We start from the raw sequence: 17,465 nt of genomic DNA, 5'->3' as shown, positions 1-17,465 counted from the left end.
CAAGGGCCGCAACACCTATCTGCTGACAGCTGGACACTGCGCTGGGCGCGAATGTTGCGGCAGGGGGTGCCGGCCGTGCCGAGTACGGACATAGTCAAACATCTGGAAGAGTGGAGAGCGGTGGTCCGAAGTACTCTTGATGTGCTCTACAACACGGCGGAGTTGACCCCCGTCGGCGCGGTCCTCCTCGCTGAAGTTGATGACGCGCTTGAGGCCTCTAAGGACTGGTGATCGTGGGCGTGGGCGAACGCATGACTACTAGGTCACCAAACGGAAAGCGAGCATTTGCGTTTCCGGGTTTTCGGTGGCTCTGGTCCGGGCAGCTGGTCGGGCTCCTCGGGGATCAGCTCTTCCCGATTGCCATGGTGGCGGTCCTATCGCACCGTGATGAAACTCCGATGTCTCTGGGCGTTGTGTTCGGCGCACGCTTCTTGGGGCTCAGCTTGCTTATCGTCGCGGCCGGAGTTGTAGCGGATCGGCTGAGTCGCGTGCAGCTGCTGATGGTGAGCGATGCGATTCGCGCAGCGGCCATCCTTGGTCTCCTGGCGATGGGCTTAGACGCTCCCTTGTGGGTGCTGGCAGTCATGACGTTTATCATGGGCGCCGGTGAGGCCATCTTCGAACCGGCTTATGACTCGTTCATTCCCGAGCTAGTGGCTGATCCTGCGCTTGCATCGGCAAATGCGTCGAGTAACGTGCTGCGTGGTACGGGGCAATTCGCTGGGCCGGCGCTGGGTGCTGTGGTAGTCACTGAATTTGGGGTTAATGCTGCATTGACCATCGACGCAGCGACGTTCGTGGTGTCCACTTTGGCGGTATTGATCGCAGGTAGGCATCGTCTGGAGGTTCTGGCCGAATCGCGAGGGGATAAACCCGTCTCCATGGTCAGAGAAGCGCTCGATGGCCTCCGAGTAGTGATTGATCTGAAATGGCCAGGGGTTCTCGAGCTCATGGCTCTGGTCCATGTCCTTCTCGCCGTCGGCCCGTGGATGGTTCTCCTGCCGTTTGTTGCAGCGGAAGGAGGTGGAAATCTATACGGTTATGGGGCGACACTCTCCGCTTTCGCAGTGGGGGGTCTGGCTGGTGCCCCCCTCGCCGGAGCGATCGTGGATCGACTTCGAAGGCCCGGGACCTGGGCTGTCGTGGCAATCGGGCTTTTCTCGCTCGCATGCTTCGCCCTGGCTGGTGGGATGCCTTGGTATTTCGTCCTGGGCATGAGCTTCGTTGCTGGCGCTGGTACCCAGTTCTTCGACGTCGTCACACGGACAGCCATCCAGCGGCAGGTGCCGCGGTCCCACCTGGGGAGGGTCTTCGCGATCGATTTCTTCGCCTCATTCGCGGCGATGCCTGCGGGACAATTACTCGCGGGGTTCGTCGTCTCATCCCCGGAACAGGCACGGTTCGCGATGGCCATCAGCGGGTTTGTCGTCGTAGTGACCAGTTCCTTAGTGCTCCTGTCGCCCGCAGTTCGATGTCTGTCTCGTGACTTAACCGCCGGGTCGTGACCCAAAACTAGAGACGGGGGTGGGCGAGACCGTTGTGAGAGCCGGTTGGTAGCGGCGTAAAGCGTCGCGAGTTTCGTGCCTCTCCTATGAGAGCCATCTCTCGGCTGAGGTGGCGTAGCAAGCATTCTCGTACTCAGCTGGGGTGCTCATGCTCAGGGAACGACCCTCGGGTCTACTGGGAAAGGGCTGAGCAGCACATCACGGACACAGAGGCCGAGTTCACGATCTCACCGTTCGATGACAGTGGGTGCGCATCCGTCGAGGATGGGCATTTCGGTGTTTTCGTTTTCGGTGGTGTTGTCGTCTTGTTTGTTCAGATTAGGGTCCATGGACGTACCTCGTTAGCGGTGTCAATGAGTGCGGCGCGTTCGCGCTCGTTGGGTGTGAGGGTCGCCAGCCTATGGTAGGCATCCGATAGAGCGAGGCGGACTGCTCGTTTGGTTATGCGGATTCCGTCGAGGGTTTCTTTGGGTTTTTCTCCTGTGCTGGTGATGCGTTGGAGAGCTGTGTTGAAGAGGTGTACGCGGAATCGGGCGCGTTCGATGGGGGTGACGGGCAGGTTTTCGGTGCTGCGCCACGCGTGGTCAAGGGCGTCGTATCCGGGTGTGTGTGTCGATAGCTCGGCTCGTAGCCACTGGGCGCGGCCGTGAGCTGTGGTGCCCGGTGGGATGAGGTCGAGGGCGGCGATGGCGTGGTCGGGGTTGCCGTCGCGGATGTGGGTGCGTGCGATGCCGAATGCGGCTGCGGTGGTGTAGCTGGTGTCGGTGCGTAGGCAGGTGAGGTATTCGCGTCGGGCGTTGGTGGTGTCGCCGTTGAGTTCGTGGGCCAGAGCTAGGCCTAGGTGTGGGGCGATTTCGCCGGGGTGTTGGTGGTAGACGCTGGTGAAGCTGTTGATGGCTTCCTCCAGGGCGCCTTGGTGGAGGGCAGAGAGGGCGTGGAGCCATAGTGCGCGCCATTCCCAGGGGTCTGCGGCGAGGATTTCTTCAACGGTGGTGGTGATCTTGGTGTGGTCGTGGAGGCGGAGGTGTTCCCAACCTTCGGCGAGCATGACTGCGGGGGTGCGGCGGGGGATGGTGCGTAGGGCGTTGAGGCGGTTCCAGGAGTCGTTGTCGGTGATGGAGGCGACGGCGGCGCGGGAGGGGTCGGTTTCGTCGGGGCGTAGGGCTGGTAGTTCCCACCAGGCGAGGGATTCGTTGGTTACTAGGGGGGAGTGGAAGAGGTGTGAGGGGGCGGATTGGGGTGCAGTGGTGGGGTTGTCGCAGTCGAGGACGGTCAGTCGTAGTACGCCTAGGAGTTGGGTGCGTAGTTCGTCGATGCTTTGGAAGCGGTCGGCGGGGTCGGGGGCGCAGGCTTTGGCGACGAGGCGGTAGAAGGGGTCGTTGTTGCTGAAGGCGGGTAGTTGGTCGCGTGGTGGGAGAGTTGTTGCGTAGGTGGTTTGGTAGCCGCGGAATTCGTTGGTGAGGACGGCGAGAGTTCGTCCGATGGTGTAGATGTCTGAGGCGATGGAGGGGCCTACGTCGGGGACTTCGGGGGCTTGGTAGCCGATGGTGCCGTAGATGGGGGAGTCGAGGTCATCGATGGCACGCATGCCGCCGAGGTCGATGAGTTTTACTTGGTCGCCGATGTGGATGAGGTTGTCGGGTTTGAAGTCGCAGTAGAGCATTCCTGCGTCGTGGAGGTAGGTGAATGCGGGCAGGATGCCGTGGATGTAGGCGAGGGCGTGTTCTACAGGTAGTGGGTTGTATGTGCCGCCAGCCTCGCGGAGGCGTTGTTTGAGGATGTCTTTGAGGCTGGTGCCGGGGACGTGTTCCATGACGGTGTATCCGGCGTCGTTGTGGGTGACGACGTTGTAGACCTCGACGATGTGGGGGTGTTCGACGCGGGCGAGGAAGGCTTGTTCGGCTTCGGCGGCTGCTGCGGCGTCGGCGTCTTCGGCGTTGAGGAGGCCTTTGAGGACGACAGGGCGGTTGGAGACGTTGCGGTCGCGGGCAAGGTAGATCCACCCTAGGCCGCCGTGGGCGAGGGGGCCGGTGATTTCGTATTGTCCGGCGACGATTTCGCCGGGGGTGAGTTTGGGGGTGAAGGAGTAGGGGGTGCCGCAGTTTGGGCAGGTGCCTTCGGGGTTTCCGGGGGTGTTGTCATGGCTGCGTCCCACGGGGGTTTGGCAGGTGGAGCAGTGGCGTTTGTTTTCGGGGACGGTTGGGTTGGTGAGGATGTTGTCTTCGGGTGGGGTTGGTGGTGTTGCGGGTACGACGGTCAGGCCAGTGCCGAGTCCGGTGGTGCGGGTGTGTTGGGGGCGGACGCGGCGGCGGGTGGCGTTGTGGCGTGCTGAGCCGAGGGTGACGATGGCGGCGCGTTCGTCGGGCAGAGCAGTGTTGGTGGTGTTTTCTGGTGGGGCTGGTGTGGTGGGTGTGTTGGGGGTGCCGCAGTAGTCGCAGTAGCCGTCGGTGTAGTGGCCGGGGCAGCTGGTGTTGGTGCAGGGGTAGGTGTCCGTCATCGGGAGCTTCCTTGCTGGGTGGTGCTGTCCTGGGTGGTGCTGTCCTGGGTGGTGTAGGTGGTGGTGTAGGCGTCGATGGCGGCGGTGAGTGCGGCGATGCGGGTGGTGTCGGCGGGGTGTGTGGTGGTGGCGGTTTCGAGTGCGGCCAGCAGGGGGGTGAGGTCTTCGGTGGCGTGGGGGGTGGTGAGGGTTCGGGCTGTGTGTGCGGTGGTGGTGGCGTGGGTGAGGGTGTTTTGGTGGTGGCTTAGTGCGGTGGTGAAGGTGTTGCGGGCGTGTTCGAGTGCTTGGGCTACACGGTCGAGTTTCGCGGTGTAGTTAGCGAGTTCATTTGGTTCGGTTGGGGGTTCGCCGAGTGCGTTGGGGTCGGGGATGCCAAGGCGCGGTGGGGTGTTTAGGGTGTGGGCGGCCTGACTGGCGAGGGCGCGGATTTCGTTGGCGGTGGTGTTGAGTTCCTCGCGGCGGGTCAGGGCAGCGTTGTGGGCGTGTTTGGTGTTGGCGCGGGTGCCTGCGGCGACGATGAGGTTGCGTTCGGTCAGGGCAAGGTCGGTTTCGAGGGCGGGTAGTAGGCCGCCGACGTCGGCTCCGCGGTTATATCGGTTGGTGATGTCGACGACGCGGCGGTCGAGGTTGATAAGGGTGTTTTGGGCGTCGCTGCGGTGCTGGGCAGGAATGAGATGGACTTGGTCGCGGATGCGTTCGATGCAGGTGCGTAGTGCGTGGACGCGGTTGTGGTGTGCGGGGTTGGGGCCGTGGAGTCCGAGGTTGGCGCGTAGGGATGAGACGAGGGTGTCGGAGAGCCTGCAAGCTTCGGGTAGGGATATGGCCAGGCTGTTGTTGGTGTGGTTGTCTTCGAGGGTTCCCCAGATGAGGCTGGTGATGTGGGTGCGTTGGGGTTCGGTGGCGCGGCCGTTGTCCCAGAGGGTGGTGATTGTGGTGTAGCGGGTGTGGATGGCTTGCCACAGGGTCATGGACAGGACGATGTCGCTGGTGAGGTGGTCGCTGCCGGGGGTTTTGAGGGCGGTGGCGTCGAGTTCGTCCAGTTCGGTGCGGCGGGTTTGGCACCAGTGGCCGAGGTCGTTGAGGTAGGTGAGTAGTTCGGTGGCGGGTGTGTCGGTGCCTGGGGTGCCTGGTGGGGTGGGGGCGGTGGTGGTCATCGGTACTCCTGGGCGCGTTTGTTGATGCCTCTGGCGGTGAGGATTCCGGCTAGGACGCTGCCGGTGAGGGTAAGGGCGCCTGCGGCGAAGGTGGGTAGGGTGCCGGTGCCTAGGAGGTTGGTGGCGGTGATGCCGGTGCAGGTACTCAGGAGCACGGCGCCGGTGAGGATGGGCAGGCTGATGAGGCGTTTGGTGGTGCGTGCCAGGGTGATGCTGGCGCCGATGAGGGTGCCAAGGGCGGTGAGGGCGGTGAGGGTGTAGAGGCTGGTGGCGAGCAGGGGGGTGGTGTTGTCGCTCATGGCGACTAGGGGGGTGGTGACGTCATTGGTGAAGGCGGTGTCGGTGTCGGTGGTGGATGTGCCGGCGTTGACGGTGGCGATGTAGGTGGCGAGTTTGTGGGCGACGGTTTGGTAGGTGGGGGTGTCTGTGGTGGGAGCGCTTGCGGCTAGGTGGGGGATGCGGGAGGCGAGGTCGGTGGCGGCGGCGGTGAAGTGGTTGCGTGCGGAGTGGGTGTCGGGGGCGATGCGTACTTGTTGGGCGGCGGCGGGCAGGGTTTGGGCGATGGTGGTGGCGTTGTTGAGGGCTTTGTTGTAGGTGGAGGTACGTGGGGAGGCTAGGCCGAGTGCGCCCATGCCGACGACTCCGGTGAGGGTGCCGGTGGCGATGGCTGCCGCTGACCAGGTGCGTAGTCGGGCGCGGGTGTTGCGTCGCCGTGGTGTGGGCGTTGTTGGGCTGGTGGTGATGGTGTGTGTGGCTGGGGTTGTTGTTGGTGTGGTGGTGGCGGGGGGTGTTGCTGTGGCGTGGGGGGTGGCGCTCATTGTGGGTTTTCGCCCTCCTGGGGTGTGGTGGTGGGGGCGGCGGTTTCTTCTGGGGTGTGGTCGCGGTTTTCGATGTCGCTGCGTTCGAGGGTGCGGAGTTCTTCGGTGGTGGGTTCGGTGATGTTGGCCAGGCGTAGTGCGTGGTGGCTGATGGCGTTTTCGAGGATGTTGCGGGCGAAGCGTCCGTTGCCGAAGGTGTGGTCGCGTGGGGTGGCGGCGAGGATTTCGCGGAAGCGTTGTTGGGCTCGGTGGGTGAGGTCGTAGTCCCAGTTGCTGGCTTGGGTGGTCAGGATGGAGACGATTTCGTCGTCGCTGTAGTCCTCGAAGGTGATGGTGGTGCGGAATCGGCTGGCTAGGCCGGGGTTGGTGTCGATGAATTCCTGCATGGGGCGGGGGTATCCAGCGACGATGACGACGAGTTCGTCGCGGTGGTCTTCCATTTCTTTGACGAGGGTGTCGATGGCTTCTTGCCCGTATTGGTCTCCGGCGAGGGTGTATGCCTCGTCGATGAAGAGCACTCCGCCGTAGGCGGATTGTGCGATTTCGGCGGTTTTAGCGGCGGTTTGGCCTAGGTATCCGGCGACGAGTTCGGAGCGGTCAACTTCGATGAGTTGGCCTTGGGAGAGCAGTCCGAGGGCGTGGTAGATGCTGGCGACGAGGCGGGCGACGGTTGTTTTCCCGGTTCCGGGGTTGCCGACGAAGACGAGGTGGCGGGAGAGGGTTGCGGTTTTGAGTCCGGCGGCGCGGCGTTTGGCTTCCATTTCGAGTATGGCGCTTTGGCGGCGGATTTCGGTTTTGACACTGGTCAGTCCGATGAGCTGGTCGAGTTCGGCCAGGAGTTCTTCGACAGTTTCGGTGGGGGTGTTTTGTAGGGGCGCGGTGGTGTTTTCGAGTGGGGGTGGGGCAGCGGTAGTGGGCTGGTAGGGGGTGAGGTTGCTTAGGTCCAGGGCGTTGGAGGCGGGCCAGGTGGCTGTTCCGTTGGTGTCAGGTGCGCCGGTTGCGTTGGTTTGGGTGGTGGCGGTGCGGGTTGCTTTTCCGGCGGCGGTGACGGGTGCTTCGGGCAGGGCTGCGCAGGTGGTGGCGATGTGGGCTAGGGCGTGGGCGTAGGCGCTGGCGTGTGGGGAGCCGGTGTGGATGAGGTGGGTCAGTAGGGGGGTGGGGGTGTGTTCGTGGCGGCGCCCGTGGGTCGCGGCTGTGAAGAAGTCGGTCAAGGTGGCGCCGGTGGCGTCCTGCCAGGCGTTGTGGGCGCTGCTGGGGCGGCTGGTGGCCAGGGTGGCTGCAGCGATGGTGGTGCCTTCGATGCGGGCGGTGTCTGGGTTGATTCCGGCTCGTTGGGCCAGGTCGGTGAGGTTGGTGAGGGCCCGGGCGAGGTCGTGGGGGCTGGTGTGTGGTGTGTCCACGGGTTACCTCGGGTTTTCGGGTGGGGTTGGGGGTTGTAGGCGGTCCGGTTCGCCGGTGGGTGGTGGCGGGGTAGGGGTGTTTTCGCTGAGGTTGAGAGCAGGTGTGCTGCTGCCGTGGCCGAATTTGTCGGCGAGGAATTGTCCGTGCGCGATGAGTGCGTTGGCGTCTTCGCGGTAGACGGCGTCGAAGATGTTGTCCATGGTGGCGCCGAGCAGGTCGAGTTGGTCGATGAGCACCATGAGGGAGGTGCGGCCGTTGTCGACGGGGCGGGTGTCGGCGAACCGGCGGGGCAGGCGTAGGTAGCCGTTGACGGCGTCGGGGAGGTAATCGGTGGCGGTGGCCATGACGTTGTACACGGTGGCTGATCCGGCGCCGAGGGCGTCGAGGCGGGGGAGGGTGTCGCGTACTGCGGTGGTGACTCGCAGTACGCGTGCGGTGACGGGGGAGGGGACTTCACCCGTGTTCACGAGTGCTTCGGTGGCTTCTAGAGCTTCCCGGAGCCGGTCGCTGGTGGGCGGGCCGGGGTGTGTTTCTTCTGGGGTGGGGGTCTCTTTGCGGCCGAATAGGTCAGCGAACACGGGTGGTCACCTCCTTGGGACGGGCTTGTGCGGATGCGTGTGGTGCTTGGGGTTCAGGGGCGGGGGTTGGGGCCGCCGATGTTCAGTGTGCCGTTGTTGTGGCGTTCGTCGACTTTTTTGGCGCGGTCGAGGTATGCGCGGGATTTACTGACTTCACCTTCGAGGGTGCCGATGGTGGTAGCCATGTTGTCGAGCGCTTCCAGTTTGAACTGGTCGATGGCGTCCATGGTTTGGTAGATGTTCGCGAACGCGGCCTGTAGCTGGGGTAGGCCGATGGTGGAGCTGGCTGCTTGTTGCTGGATGGTGACGGAGTTGTCGCGCAGCATCTCGGACGTTGATTGGATGAGGTTTGAGGTGGTGGTGTTGAGCGCGGTGATTTGCTCCAGGACGAGCTTTTGGTTGTTCAGGGCTTGGGCGACGATGATCGCGGTGCGCAGGGCTGAGACGGTGGTGGTGCTGGCCCGGTCGACACCTTTGATGAGTTCGAGGTTGTTTTTGATGACGATGTCGATGGCCAGGTAGTTCTGGATTGACACGGCCAGCTGGGTGAGTAGGTCTTGGTGTTTCTGCCGGATGTAGAAGAGGACGTCTTCACGCATCGCTTTGGCGCGTTCGGGGTCGCTGACGTCTAGTTCAGTGATTTGAGCTGAGACTCGTGCGTCGAGTTGTTCTGCTACGTAAACGTATTGGTTAAGCCTGCCCATGGACTCCCAGAGCTGGTTTTTTTCGACGTTGAGGGCGGCGTTGTCTTTGAGTAGTTCGTCTTGGCCGCTGCGTAGGGAGTGCAAGATGCCGTCGATGTGTTTCTGGGCGGATTCGTAGCGGCGGAAGTAATCGGTGATTTTCCCGCCCATCGGAATGAAACCGAGGAGTTTTTTACCGACGGAGGCTTTGCCGGGGTCGAGGTCTTCGACGGTGCGGCGTAGCTCAAGCAGAGTGTTGGAAACTTTGGATTCTTTGCTGATTTCGCCGTCGTTGAGTGCTTTGACGGGGGTTTGGAGCAGGCGGTTGCTGGATTCGGCGGCGCGGCGGATATCGGCGTCGCCCATGCCTCGTACTTCGGCAGCGCGAGATTCGAATTCGGGTGATTTGGTTGCGGCGGCGTCCAAGCCGCGCATGAACTCGTTGACTTTGTCGTCCAGGGCGGGGATAGCGCTCTCGGGGACGGCGGGGGCCATTTTGGGAGCGGAGGTGGCGGCAACGGGTTGCGGTGGCGCAGGGGCTTCCAGTTTGAGGACGGGCTCCGGTGGCTGCAACGGCGTCGTCATGGTTCTCCCCTGTTCCGGGCTGGTGGCCCGTGAGTGATGGCGTGGTATGTGGGCGTAGCCGTGCGGCTGGTTGTGCCAGCAGTTCAGTGGCTTCGATGACCCACCGGGTTCACGCACAACTGTTCCATATCGTTCCCGTGTTGTGCTGATGCTGGTGGAGGTGGAAGTACCACGTACTGCTGGGCCGACACGCCGGAGCCCGGTAACTGTGAACATCTCACACACAGCTAGGGTTCGGGTGCAGTGTGGTTGTTAGGCAGTTGATCTCGCAGGAAGCGGTGAATAAATCGAGGGGGTTTGCTGACTCAGAGACTTCGGTCGGGTGCCGATAGGTGCGCGTATTCACGCGGGACGTTGGGTCCCCGGACGGGTCGGGAAGAGGTTGACATGATGGGCAGCTTCGGGCTTTCCCCTCTGATACGGGCCGCAGCGGTGCAGGTCGGTGCCCCGGTGACAGGTGACGTGCGATGGTTCGATGCCAGCCCAGCAGAGTTGCGCGGATTGACCGAAACCGACAAAGAGCTCATCTATGTGGCAACAAGTGAGCGTATTCCTGATGACATTCCTGAAGAAGGCTTGCGGGTCAGCTTCTATGTGCTGCAAATCGCGATGGATCGCCTGGCCGGTCCGTTAAAAAACGGCGAAGACATCAGCGTCGAATACGCCGAGCACATTCACACGATGTACGAAGAGGGATGCCCGGACGGAAACCCGTTCTCGGGAGACCTTCTCGATATGACGTTAGCGTTCTTAGTGGGCCGCGAGTTGGGGCGACTCGGTCCGGACCACATGAACGTCTGACGGCCGCGAGGCCGGGTGCCTGAGGGGGCGCCTGGCTGCCGCGGCGGCCGAGGCGCGGTGAGCGAGTGATGCGCTCACCGCGCCTCGTGCTGTCCCCGCAGGTTTATATCGAGTCAGCACCAAGCGATTTCCCCCCGCGCTACTGGATACACCTGCGTTGACTGCCGAAATAGGTAGTAGAAAGAATGACTGGTATGGCCCTCCGCGGCCGTCATGACCCTCGTTCGCTCAGGATTGGGGGCCGCTAGCTGGAACGTGCTGACAAAAGGCGTCACCCACCAAATCTGCTGGACTTTCGGGTGGCCACCAACCTGATCGCCTTAATCGTGCTGATGGCATGGATCCCGCTACGCGAAATGCCAGGGCTGGGCACAATCATGAGCTCCCAGGTAGAGCGCATCAAACCAGGCGAACATGATCAGGCCAGCACATAAATAGGCCACGCGAATTGGTAGCGATTTGGCGGGCGGGATAATTATTGCGGCCCAGTCTGCGGCCATTCCCACAAGAAGGACGTAACCCTGTAACAGCCACAGTTACTTCGATGCCAGTTCGCACTCGGCCTATGGGCTGTCGCGTTATACGAGTCAATCCGGTCATGATGCCATCACGCGGCCCTGCTCCTAGCTGTAGCGCAGTCCGTGGCGGTATCGACGACATCCCCTGCCCACACGCCCGCTAGCGTGAGCAGGTGGATGTCGTCGGAGCCGTCATAGCAGGCGCAGCGCTCATCGTTGGCGTCGCCGTCGGCCGACTCTGGAAACCCCGCCGCCACTTGCACCCCGAACTGCCAGAACACCAAGTGCTCGCCCACGAAATCCGCACCCCCCTCTCCCTGGTCGAAGGCGCCACCGAACTGCTCGCCGAAACCCTCGACACAGAACAACTCACCCCCCAACAACGCAAACTTCTAGACACCATCCGCACCAACAGCGTCCGCGCCATCGGAGTAGCCGCCACCTTCCTCGTCTCCGCCCGTATGCGCAGCGACGACTTCCGCCCAGACCTCCAACCCTGCGACGTACGCCTCCTGCTACGGGAAACCGCCCAAGAACTACGCGAAACCAGCGCCATCCCCATCGTCGTCGACGACCAAGGCGACCCACTGCACGTCCACGCAGACCCCGTACTCCTACGCCACGCACTCTGGAACGTCATCAACAACGCCGCCCGCTACGCCGCCGAAACCAGCGACATCCGCGTCCACGCCCGCGCCGGCGAAAACAACGTCGTCATCACCGTCGCCGACCTCGGCCCCGGCATGAGCCGCCAACGCTGCCGCTCAGTCTTCGTACCCTTTGAACAATACGAACCACGCGCCGGACTGCTCAGCGGAGCCGGCCTAGGCATGTCCATCACCCGCGACATCGTGAACGTCCACGGCGGACGCCTCCTCGTGGACTCCATCGCCCACCACGGCACATCCGTGCTTCTGACCCTGCCCCGGAGCCGTGCATGACACCAACACCCCGATACGTACTCGCCATCGACGACGAACCCCAAGTCGCCCAAATCATCTCGTTCGCCCTCGAAAACGAAAACCTCGAAGTGCTCACCGCCCACACCGCCCACGACGGCTGGTCACTATTCGAACGCCACGACTGCTGCCTAGTCATCCTCGATGTCATGCTCCCGGACTCCAACGGATACGACCTCTGCCGCCGCATCCGCAGCACCAAAGACATCCCCGTCATCATGCTCACCGCCCTAGGCGACACCGACGACCGCGTCACCGGCCTGGAAGCAGGCGCCGATGACCACCTCGCCAAACCCTTCTCACCCAAAGAACTCATCCTGCGCGTACGAGCCATCATGCGCCGCTACGGACTAGCCACCACCCACACCGCCACCACCATCTGCTGCGGCCCCATCACCCTGGCCCCCGCCAGCCACGCCGTCCACGTCAACGGCACCCGCCTGGACGTCACCACCACCGAAAGCCGCCTACTCCAAGCACTCATCACCCGCCCAGAAGAAATCGTCCCCCTACGAGCCCTGCTCAACGAAGTATGGGAAACAAGCGCAACCCAAGGCGGACGCAACATGGTTAAATCCACCGCCTACCGACTCCGCCGCAAACTCGAAGCAGCCGGACTACCCGCCGAAATCATCACCGCCGTACGCGGAGCCGGATACGTCTTCACCCTCGAACCACTCACCCCCAACCCAACCCAACCTCGGTAACAAAACTGGCACCAACAGTTACCAACACCCACTGCCGCCGTTACTCCCATAAGCGAAGAATCGTGACGTCACCCACGACCCGCACAAAGGAGTCCCCATGCTCACCTGGCTGCAGGCACCGCCGCCGGCCGCCCCACTCCCCACGGAGGCGGTTGCCTCCACGTACCGTCGCTACCGGTTCCAGGTGTTCATGGGGATTTTCCTCGGCTACGCCGGGTTCTACCTCATCCGTAACAACATCTCCACCATCGCGCCCCTCCTGCTCGACGAAGGCGGCGCCATCGACAAACCCGCCATCGGCATCATCGGCAACGCAGTACTCGTCAGCTACGGCCTGAGCAAATTTTTCAGCGCCATGATCTCCGACAGATCAAACGCCCGATACTTCCTACCCCTCGGGCTAGCCCTATCAGCACTGATGAACCTCGTCGTCGCATTCGTGCCCTGGGTCACCGCCAGCGTCGGCCTTTTCGCCACCGTCATGTTCCTCAACGGCTGGTTCCAAGGCATGGGATACCCACCCTGCGGACGCATCATCGTCCAATGGTTCAGCACCAGCGAACGCGGCTGGAAAGGCTCACTCTGGAACACCTCACACAACCTTGGCGCAGGTGTCCTGCCCGTACTCGTTGGCATCGGCCTGGGCGCTAGCGGCAAAAACTGGCAAGGCGCCTACTGGCTACCAGCCCTCGTCGCCCTGGCCGTCGCTGTCGTGGCCTTCTTCCTCATCCACGACAACCCACCCGCAGTCGGCCTACCCCCCATCGACGAATACCGCAACGACCCGGCAAAAGTCTCAGACACCACCGCCGAAGGCACCGAACGCATCTCCACCAAAGAACTCGTCGTCACCCACATCCTGCGCAGCCGCATCATCATGCTGCTCGCCATCGCCAACGTCTTCGTCTACGCCCTGCGCTACGGCGTCCTGCACTGGATCACCACCTACCTATCCGAACACCACCACATGAGCATCGGATCAGGACTCGTCGGCTTCGCAGCCTTCGAACTAGCCGGACTGCTCGGCACCATCCTGTGCGGCTGGGTCTCCGACAAACTCCTGGGAACCAACCGGTCCGCCACCGTCTCACTCTTCATGCTCGGCGCCGCAGCCTCTACCGCCGCCTACTGGCTAGCCCCAGTCGGCACCCCAGCCTGGGTACTCCTACTCTTCATCTCCCTCATCGGTGGATTCATCTACGGCCCCGTCGCCCTCATTGGCCTCCAAGCCCTAGACCTATCCCCACGCAACATCGCCGGAACCGCCGCCGGATTCACCGGACTATTCGGCTACCTCCTCGGCGCCACCCTGGCCTCCACCGGCGTTGGATTCCTCGTCAAATACGCAGGATGGGACGTCACCTTCATGACATTCCTAGCCTTCAACGTCCTCGTCCTAGCCATCTTCCAAGTGATCTGGCGCGAAGAAAAACGCCTCATGGCCGAACACACCGCCACCACCGCCTAACCTCATCAGCCACACCAATCACGGCGTGCAGGGAACAGCCCACGAGGCAACCCCTGCACGCCGTGATTGCTAAATTGACCGATCCAACTCACTGGGCCGGAAGGACAACAGTGCTCGCCAAATGGCTGCGCCTGGCCACCCTGTGCGCAGTGGCGGCCGTATCAATCATCTCCATGGGCCACACCCTCTTCCCGCCCCGCGCCGACCTCACCCTCATGTGCTCAAACGACACCCGCGTATGCGAGCAATGGCAAACCGGCCTCAAACGCGACCTCGGCCTCGACGTTCGATACGTCGCCCTACCCACCCAAGAAGCCCTCAAACGCCTCCAAACCAGCCACACCCACCCCGAATTCGACCTCTGGGTAGGTGGCCCCTCCGAAAACTACCGATACGCAGCCGCCCAAGGCCTCCTCCTGCCCATCACACCCCCACACGCCAGCGACCTACCCCCACAATTCCGCGACCAACATGGCCGCTGGTTCGGCGTATACGCCTCCGTTCTAGCCTTCTGCTCCGACCCCGACGCCCTCACCAAACTCCACGCCCCCACCCCACACTCTTGGAAAGAGCTCACCACACCCCGCCAACCAGGCTGGATATCCATGCCCTCACCACTTTCCTCCGGCACCGGATACGCAACACTGCTCACCCTCGACGCTGCCGGACTCTCCCGCACCGACATCACCCACCTACTGAGCAACGTCGAACGCTTCACCCGAGCAGGCAACGCACCCAGCGACATCGTCGCCCGCGGTGAAGCCGCCGTCGCCATCTCCTACGAGCCCTACTGCCACGGCAAAACCACCCGCACCGGCCGCCCCCTGACCATCACCCACCCCCGCGAAGGAACCAGCTACGAAATCGCCTCCGGCGGCGTCCTGACCGGAACCACCCACAAAACCCACGCCACCGCCGCCATGAACTGGCTCCTATCACCCACCGGCCAACAAGCCGCACGCCAAGCCGGACTCGACCAAGCCCCCGTCAGCCAAGCAGCCCCCGGCCACATCGGACAACGCCTAACAACATCCCACTTACCCCTACTCACCCTGGACCCCAAACGCGCCGAAACCACCCGATCAGCCTGGATGGACTGGATCGCCAAACAAGTCTGGCCATGACACGAACCACCTACACCGCCCTGACCACCACCATCCTCACCCTCACCGCCACCACCTCACCAACACGCCCCACCTGGTGGCCCATCCTCACCGCCCTACTCGTATGCGCAGCAGCCTCCACCGCAGCCTGCGCCATCGGCGCCACTACCGCCATCTGCGCAACCATGCTCTCCAGCCGCGCCCAAACCCTCCTAGACGCCCTCTTCCTCTTCCAACTCACCATCCCCCCATTCATCATCGGATCCCTCCTCAAACTGATCCTCGGCCGCACCAGCCCCCTAACACACCTAATACCCACCACCGAATTCACCGGCCCCACAGCCCTCATCCTCACCTACGCCATCGCCCTCACCCCACCAGCACACTTCGGCATCCGCGTAGCCCTACGCGGCATCACCGCCTCACACATCGACGCCGCCCGCGTCGCTGGCCTCTACGGACCCCACCTGCTCAAAATCGTCCTCGGCCACCGCCTCGCCCTAGCCACCCCATGCCTCATCGCCTTCCTGTTCTCCATCGCAATGTCCGACCCCGTCACTCCCGCCCTCGTCGCCCCACGCCTACCCTTCGCCGCCAGCGAGATCTGGTTCCGCGCCCACGCCTTCGACCAAGCACACCTCGAAGCAGGCCAAGCCCTCCTCCTAGTCATCCCACACATCTGCGTCCTGGCCGCAGCGCTATGCACCTGCCGCCGCCTGCTCCTACGCAACCCAGAACTGCCCGAATCATTCCGCCTACACACCACCACCGCCGACTGGTCCCGCCCCGTGGGATCACACACCTGGATCCCCACCACCATCGTCACCATCGCCGCAACAACCAGCGCCACCCTCATCACCGTCATGATCCTCATCGGCAGCCAATCCCGCGGCGGCCCAGCCATCACCGAAGTCGTCATCAACACAATGGGCCTGGCCTTCCTCGTCCTCGCCCTAGCCCTCGCACTAGCCTCAGTAGCCCTCCACATCCGCAAACACCTCGGCCGCGCCTGGGGAAGACACGCGCGCCGCACCATCGACGCCCTCTTCCTCACCCTGCTCACCCTGCCCGGCGCAACAATCGGCACCGGCCTACGCCTAAGCATCCACAATCCCAACCCCACCCTCGGCAACTACACCGACACCCGCCTGGCCGGCCTCCTCCTAGCCTGCCTACCCGCAGCCCTTGCCCTGACATACCTCCTCACCGTCATCATCGGCCCCGTACTCTCCCGCGACGACTACGAAATCGCACTCCTCCAAGGCGTACGACCACTGGCTGCATTCATCGAAGTCGTCCTGCCCAGATCAACCAACATCGTCATCTGCGGCTTCCTCGTCGTCTTCTCCCAATGCGCCGCACTCGCAGCCCCCCTGCTGTGGGTAAGCCCACCAGACACCCCCCTAGTCATGCTGCGCCTGTTCAAACTCCTCGACGCCGCCGACTACCCCGACGCCTTCCGCATCTCAGCCACCGTCTCCATACTCGTGGCCACCCTCGCCGCAGCAATGCGCGCCACAATCCAACCCCACACCCCAACCCGCCCCAAAGGACGCCGATGACCCACCCCGACCACGACGTCCACGCCGGTGTCTCCATCCGCGGACTCAACGTCCACACCGGAACAACACCACTGCTGCACGACATCAACCTCGACGCCGAACCGGGCGAAATCGTCGTCATCCTTGGACGCTCCGGCGCCGGAAAATCAACACTCCTACGCGCCCTCAGCGGCCTGACCCCCGCCACCGGATCTGTACGAATCGACGGCCGCGAAGTCAATGCACTACCACCACACCGCCGCCCCATCGCCATGATGCTCGACACCCCCTCCCTGTTCACCCACATGACCGTCCGCGACAACATCCGCCTCTCCCGCAGCCGACGCCTGCGCACCGAACACAGCGTCGACGTCGCCATGCTCTCCCTAGGCATCGACCACCTAGCCAACCGACACCCACACCGCCTCTCCACCGGCCAACAACAAAAAGTCGCCCTAGCCCGCGCACTCGTACGCGTCCCCACCGTCCTGTGCCTCGACGAACCCCTCGCCCACGTCGACACCTACGCATCCGGACAACTCAAAGCCGAAATCATCCACACACACCGACGTCTCGGATGCACAACCTTCTACGTCACCCACGACCTCGACGAAGCCTTCTCCGTCGCAGACCAAATGGTCTACCTCAGCGGCGGACGCATCATGCAAATAGGAACCCCCGCAGACCTACGCGAACGCCCCGCCACACTCGAAGTCGCCCGACACCTGAGAGCAAGCATCTTCCTACCCGCACACGGCACCATCACCCACGACCGATTCGGCGCAGCCACCGCACGCGTATGCCTCCTGGGACAACACCTCAACGTCCCCGCCTGCGACACCCTCACCCCCGGCACCCACGACCTCGTCGTCATCGGATACCCAGACAGCGCAACCGCCGACCCCACCGGTCGCCGAGCACGCCAACTCCTTGGCGCACTAGGACAAGTAACCGACAACATCTACATGGGCGCTTTCCACCACGTAGGCGTCGAAACCATCGCCGGACGCATCACCGTCCACACCCAACCCGACTCCGACGCCGCCATGACAGCAGCCGGCGACGAAGTTGAAATCAACCTCGACGCCACCCGACTATGGGCCCTACCAGCCGAAACCGCAGCCCCACGACCCCCAGCCAGCTAACC

General features: G+C 63.1%; 15 protein-coding genes. 9 read left to right on the top strand and 6 right to left on the bottom strand.

Annotation, left to right across the window (positions count from 1 at the left end; translation table 11 throughout):
* The first annotated feature begins 251 nt into the window (after positions 1-251).
* Positions 252-1,505, top strand: coding sequence for an MFS transporter (locus CKV89_RS00700; protein WP_154657542.1), 1,254 nt, complete (start codon positions 252-254; stop codon positions 1,503-1,505).
* Positions 1,506-1,818: 313 nt separating this feature from the next.
* Here the strand turns inward: CKV89_RS00700 and CKV89_RS00695 are convergent, their stop codons facing one another.
* Genes CKV89_RS00695 through CKV89_RS00670 form a run of 6 tightly spaced genes read right to left on the bottom strand, consistent with a single transcriptional unit; the run spans position 1,819 to position 9,221 of the window.
* A complete protein-coding gene (locus CKV89_RS00695; protein ID WP_028326896.1) occupies positions 1,819-4,002 on the bottom strand; it encodes a serine/threonine-protein kinase in 2,184 nt (727 codons plus the stop codon).
* Positions 3,999-5,156, bottom strand: a complete 1,158-nt coding sequence (locus tag CKV89_RS00690; protein ID WP_051277318.1) for a hypothetical protein — start codon at positions 5,154-5,156, stop codon at positions 3,999-4,001. Before CKV89_RS00690 ends, CKV89_RS00695 begins: the two co-directional genes overlap by 4 nt.
* Positions 5,153-5,974, bottom strand: a complete 822-nt coding sequence (locus CKV89_RS00685) for a hypothetical protein (RefSeq protein ID WP_028326895.1) — start codon at positions 5,972-5,974, stop codon at positions 5,153-5,155. The genes CKV89_RS00690 and CKV89_RS00685 overlap by 4 nt, the downstream gene beginning before the upstream one ends.
* Positions 5,971-7,374, bottom strand: coding sequence for an AAA family ATPase (locus tag CKV89_RS12420; protein ID WP_051277316.1), 1,404 nt, complete (start codon positions 7,372-7,374; stop codon positions 5,971-5,973). Before CKV89_RS12420 ends, CKV89_RS00685 begins: the two co-directional genes overlap by 4 nt.
* Positions 7,375-7,377: 3 nt before the next feature.
* Positions 7,378-7,953 carry a hypothetical protein gene (locus tag CKV89_RS00675; protein WP_051277314.1) on the bottom strand — a complete coding sequence of 192 codons (576 nt, stop codon included), beginning with the start codon at positions 7,951-7,953 and terminating at the stop codon, positions 7,378-7,380.
* 53 nt (positions 7,954-8,006) lie between these two features.
* Positions 8,007-9,221, bottom strand: coding sequence for a toxic anion resistance protein (locus CKV89_RS00670; RefSeq protein WP_028326894.1), 1,215 nt, complete (start codon positions 9,219-9,221; stop codon positions 8,007-8,009).
* Between the two features lie 387 nt (positions 9,222-9,608).
* On the opposite strand from CKV89_RS00670, the gene CKV89_RS00665 reads away from it, so the two are divergent.
* The 8 genes from CKV89_RS00665 (at position 9,609) to CKV89_RS00630 (ending at position 17,463) form a co-directional block, all read left to right on the top strand.
* A complete protein-coding gene (locus CKV89_RS00665) occupies positions 9,609-10,022 on the top strand; it encodes a hypothetical protein (protein WP_028326893.1) in 414 nt (137 codons plus the stop codon).
* 299 nt (positions 10,023-10,321) lie between these two features.
* Complete coding sequence (locus tag CKV89_RS12415) at positions 10,322-10,456, top strand: hypothetical protein (protein ID WP_267879259.1); 135 nt, start codon at positions 10,322-10,324, stop codon at positions 10,454-10,456.
* Between the two features lie 257 nt (positions 10,457-10,713).
* Positions 10,714-11,481 carry a sensor histidine kinase gene (locus CKV89_RS00655; protein ID WP_028326892.1) on the top strand — a complete coding sequence of 256 codons (768 nt, stop codon included), beginning with the start codon at positions 10,714-10,716 and terminating at the stop codon, positions 11,479-11,481.
* On the top strand, positions 11,478-12,206 hold the full coding sequence (locus tag CKV89_RS00650; protein WP_028326891.1) for a response regulator transcription factor: 729 nt from the start codon (positions 11,478-11,480) through the stop codon (positions 12,204-12,206). The genes CKV89_RS00655 and CKV89_RS00650 overlap by 4 nt, the downstream gene beginning before the upstream one ends.
* A 97-nt stretch (positions 12,207-12,303) precedes the next feature.
* Entirely contained in the window at positions 12,304-13,674 is a 1,371-nt protein-coding gene (locus CKV89_RS00645) for an MFS transporter (protein ID WP_028326890.1), read from the top strand.
* A 74-nt stretch (positions 13,675-13,748) separates the two neighbouring features.
* Complete coding sequence (locus CKV89_RS00640; protein WP_197697058.1) at positions 13,749-14,798, top strand: extracellular solute-binding protein; 1,050 nt, start codon at positions 13,749-13,751, stop codon at positions 14,796-14,798.
* Positions 14,795-16,339 (top strand): ABC transporter permease family protein, encoded by a 1,545-nt coding sequence (locus tag CKV89_RS00635; RefSeq protein ID WP_051277312.1) that lies wholly within the window; start codon positions 14,795-14,797, stop codon positions 16,337-16,339. Before CKV89_RS00640 ends, CKV89_RS00635 begins: the two co-directional genes overlap by 4 nt.
* Positions 16,336-17,463, top strand: a complete 1,128-nt coding sequence (locus tag CKV89_RS00630) for an ABC transporter ATP-binding protein (protein WP_028326888.1) — start codon at positions 16,336-16,338, stop codon at positions 17,461-17,463. The genes CKV89_RS00635 and CKV89_RS00630 overlap by 4 nt, the downstream gene beginning before the upstream one ends.
* Positions 17,464-17,465 lie beyond the last annotated feature (2 nt).

The organism is Dermatophilus congolensis (assembly GCF_900187045.1).
In the GTDB taxonomy this organism is placed as follows: domain Bacteria; phylum Actinomycetota; class Actinomycetes; order Actinomycetales; family Dermatophilaceae; genus Dermatophilus; species Dermatophilus congolensis.
Note: the sequence above shows the minus strand (reverse complement) of the source record. Positions and strands in the feature narration are given on the sequence as shown.

What these genes read in the sequence shown, in the direction of transcription:
- CKV89_RS00690 (WP_051277318.1), bottom strand. Translation starts at nt 5,156, where the DNA reads ATGACCACCACCGCCCCCACCCCACCAGGCACCCCAGGCACCGACACA.
- CKV89_RS00700 (WP_154657542.1), top strand. Translation starts at nt 252, where the DNA reads ATGACTACTAGGTCACCAAACGGAAAGCGAGCATTTGCGTTTCCGGGT.
- CKV89_RS00650 (WP_028326891.1), top strand. Translation starts at nt 11,478, where the DNA reads ATGACACCAACACCCCGATACGTACTCGCCATCGACGACGAACCCCAA.
- CKV89_RS00645 (WP_028326890.1), top strand. Translation starts at nt 12,304, where the DNA reads ATGCTCACCTGGCTGCAGGCACCGCCGCCGGCCGCCCCACTCCCCACG.
- CKV89_RS00630 (WP_028326888.1), top strand. Translation starts at nt 16,336, where the DNA reads ATGACCCACCCCGACCACGACGTCCACGCCGGTGTCTCCATCCGCGGA.
- CKV89_RS00695 (WP_028326896.1), bottom strand. Translation starts at nt 4,002, where the DNA reads ATGACGGACACCTACCCCTGCACCAACACCAGCTGCCCCGGCCACTAC.
- CKV89_RS00665 (WP_028326893.1), top strand. Translation starts at nt 9,609, where the DNA reads ATGATGGGCAGCTTCGGGCTTTCCCCTCTGATACGGGCCGCAGCGGTG.
- CKV89_RS00635 (WP_051277312.1), top strand. Translation starts at nt 14,795, where the DNA reads ATGACACGAACCACCTACACCGCCCTGACCACCACCATCCTCACCCTC.
- CKV89_RS00670 (WP_028326894.1), bottom strand. Translation starts at nt 9,221, where the DNA reads ATGACGACGCCGTTGCAGCCACCGGAGCCCGTCCTCAAACTGGAAGCC.
- CKV89_RS00685 (WP_028326895.1), bottom strand. Translation starts at nt 5,974, where the DNA reads ATGAGCGCCACCCCCCACGCCACAGCAACACCCCCCGCCACCACCACA.